At 31.2% G+C, this 3264-nt stretch carries 3 protein-coding genes and 1 pseudogene; 3 read left to right on the top strand and 1 reads right to left on the bottom strand.

Going from position 1 to position 3264, the window contains the following annotated elements; all coding sequences use genetic code 11:
- The first annotated feature begins 622 nt into the window (after positions 1-622).
- From UB32_RS16345 to UB32_RS20880, 3 genes and pseudogenes are all read left to right on the top strand, one after another.
- On the top strand, positions 623-1774 hold the full coding sequence (locus UB32_RS16345) for a hypothetical protein (protein ID WP_128721573.1): 1152 nt from the start codon (positions 623-625) through the stop codon (positions 1772-1774).
- Complete coding sequence (locus UB32_RS20560) at positions 1774-2595, top strand: multinuclear nonheme iron-dependent oxidase (protein ID WP_052807078.1); 822 nt, start codon at positions 1774-1776, stop codon at positions 2593-2595. Before UB32_RS16345 ends, UB32_RS20560 begins: the two co-directional genes overlap by 1 nt.
- A gap of 21 nt (positions 2596-2616) precedes the next feature.
- A pseudogene (locus UB32_RS20880) lies at positions 2617-2815 on the top strand (recombinase family protein); the annotation flags it as partial.
- 67 nt (positions 2816-2882) lie between these two features.
- Here UB32_RS20880 and UB32_RS16335 read toward each other — a convergent pair.
- Positions 2883-3107 (bottom strand): hypothetical protein, encoded by a 225-nt coding sequence (locus UB32_RS16335; RefSeq protein ID WP_128721572.1) that lies wholly within the window; start codon positions 3105-3107, stop codon positions 2883-2885.
- Positions 3108-3264: the final 157 nt, after the last annotated feature.

The raw sequence follows: 3264 nt of genomic DNA, 5'->3' as shown, positions 1-3264 counted from the left end.
AGGTAATTACTTTTTTGGCTCTTAAAGATGAAAATTATTAAACTGAAAATTGTGACATTATTTATGCAACACTAGTGTGTTAATATATTAAATATAGCCAAAAATTATAAAATATGGCTATAAATGCAGCTTTGAGAGGAGGTAAAGGGCATGAAAGTTCAAACTTTCAAAAAGTCTTCTAAGAAGCAAGCAGCTGAAACTTGCTACAAATAAGATAGACTACTACATAAAGGCGTAAATACAGTTAGCTGTGTTCATGCCTTTCATATTGCCCTAAAAACAATGACGATTCTTAGTTCTGAAGAAATATTTAATATTTATGTTTCCGATCAATTAGATAAGTTTTCATTGGCATTATATGCAAATGTTCCCTCTTTATCTTCTTTACCTGAGGAAACCATAAAGAGAATTTATAAAGAATATTATAATTTTGATTGCGAATTTAGTTTTTACTTTTGGTTAGAAGTTATTAAACTTTTGAAAGAGAACAATTATACGAGGGTGTCAAGAGATGCTGCAGAACATTTACTTATGTCCTTTGAGGAGTCTAATTATGGAATCATAATATCAGGGAATAACACACATTATCTTTATATATCTTTAAAAGGTTATGGTGAATTATATGAATTTAAGTCAGTTGATGAATGCAAAAAATTTGCAAAGTCGCAAAGGGAGATTTTTGCAGTGTACGTTGCGTAAAAACAATTCTCAAAAGATAACTTTTCTTTATCTATTAGCTATACTATCGTCGGGACTATTCTATTCGTACGCTACGACATGGTTAATAGTAGAAGATCTGGCAACGGTTTTTCTAATCTTATTTTTAAGTTCTATAATTGATATGTTTGTATTTTTTGATGTGACTTTCTTCAAGAAGGTATCTAAAGTTTCCTCTCGGAACTTAACTCTTATTAGCATTGTTTTTTTAATTGCTACTCTCATATTTTCTAATAGTAACTCTCTTTTATTTTTAGTCATTTTATATGTATTTTGTACTCTCTCCTTCTCTTTCCATTTGCTTTCTTTTGAGCAAGAGTTATTACGTACAAAAAATAATATAAGATCTGGATTAATAAATATAACTTTACTGCGTAATTTCTCTAAGATTATCGGTTTTGCAATTGGTGCCTGGATATATAAAATGCAGCTACAAGAATATATTTTTATATTGCTTATTTCGTTTTTGTTCTTTTTATTTATAAACATTCAGCCCGAAGTAGAACAAAGTCAAAAAAAAATAAGCATTAAAGCACTTAAGGGGAAGGTATACATATTTGTTTTATCGTTACTGGGTACTACAGCTGTATTTTGGATTCCTCTATTTGTAGCCGAACTCACGGAAAAGAAACTACTTAATCTTTCAAGTATAGTGTTTACACTGCCTGGTATCGTTTCAGTTGCATATTTGAATTTAATAAGTAGAGAGAAATTTGATATAAGTTTAATGGCTAAAAATAAGCTACATATCTTATTTCTTATTTGCTTCGGTATTTTAAATTTTATAGAGGCTTACTTGATAATAAGAATCATACTATTTAGTTTTATAGTAGCGTTAGGAATCTCAATTAGTGTTGAAGTTAGGTCAAGGTTTATGAATGTTAATAACCATATTGATACAAAGGTAACTCTGCAAACTTACACTTTAATAAGTGCAGTATCCTTGTTAATATTCACTTTGCTGTCGATTTACTTCAATGAGTTTCCATTTTACTTATTAGGGTTAAATGTGGTAGCCTCACTTATTATTTTAACTCATCGAAAGGAGTTTATATAATGAAGGTTGGCTTGTGTTATAGAGATTTTATCCATGGGGAATGGATTGAAGAGATTTTTCCGAACATAGATTTTATTGAAATAATGCCGGACATAACTAATGTGAAAACAATGGATAAATTGGTTGAATTAAGTAAGAGCCACGAAGTAGAAATCGGATTTCATTGTTTAAAATCTTCATTAGGGTCTAAAGAAGGTATACATATTCCTTCCCTGGAAAACTATTATTATCAGTATAAATACTGTAATGCTGATTATTTTTCTGATCATGTTGCATTTTCACATATACAGGGACGTTATTTATCTACAGTAAATGCCATACCTTATTCGAATGAATATGTAGATATTCTTGTTAATAATCTCGAATCATTACAAGGTTATTTTGAAAATCTTATTTTAATTGAGAATATTACTCAAAATGAATTGAATAAAGAAAATCAGTTTTCAGAGGGAAGGTTTTTCAGTGAGGTAATGAAAAAAACGCCAGGCAATGTAAAGGTAATGTTTGATATTACTAATGCTTATGTGACGGCAATTAATAACAATATAGACTTTCTAACATACATTTCGGATTTTCCTTTTGAAGATATCGTATGTGTTCATGTATCCGGATATGAAAAATTACCAAACGGCAAGTTGAGAGACTCGCACTCTCAGACCCTTGATACTGAAATTATTGAAGCTACGAAATTAGTATTAGATAAATGTAAGCCCAAATATTTACTATTAGAGAGAGATTTTGGAGTTGAAACATTAAGGGACACCTTAGTGGATATAGATAAATTAAATGGAATAGCAACCGAACACCTTATCTTTAAGTAAATACAAGGTTTTTAAACAGGAATTAGAGTGAAAATTATAGATCTTCCTACTACAATGCAGGACGTTCCAAAAAGGTCAAGAATGGGTTATAGATATGTTCAACAAAATCATTATTGAGGTTTATACATCGATTGCAGAACAGGAAAGGTTGAACATTAAACAACGCCAGAAGGAAGGGATAGCTGTTGCTAAAGCTAAAGGGGGTCCTGCCGACAAACCGCATTTATCTTAATTTCGATGTGAGAACTATTGGAATTCCAATGGTCCCTCACATCGTTTACATGTATTCAATGTAGAGGTGATGTATATTTTTGCTTTTTAAGATCGGTAATTTCTTCTAGTAATCTCCCAATCATAGTTTGATCATCAATGCCTTCCTTAAAGGCTCTACCTTCCAATCTGTATGTTTCTATAAATCTATAAACTTCTTCCTCCAAAACTTCGTATGCTCCACCGTTTTCAATGCTTTTAATATTCCCCTCACTTATCCAATGGCTTACCATTTCTGTCACATTTGAAACCATACGAGTGTAACAGAGCCGTTGTTTCTTTTAGGTTGAACGTATTCATGATTGTTGGATCCTCCTGATTAATGATGTTTTTTCAAGTCTTTTCTGCTTATTAAGAGAACCATTGATTACGGCCAAGGGTTTTTACCACCTCTGCCAT

The sequence above is a fragment of the Mesobacillus subterraneus genome, from assembly GCF_000934845.1.
Lineage (GTDB): Bacteria > Bacillota > Bacilli > Bacillales > Cytobacillaceae > Mesobacillus > Mesobacillus stamsii.
This window is presented reverse-complemented; position numbering and strand designations above follow the sequence as displayed.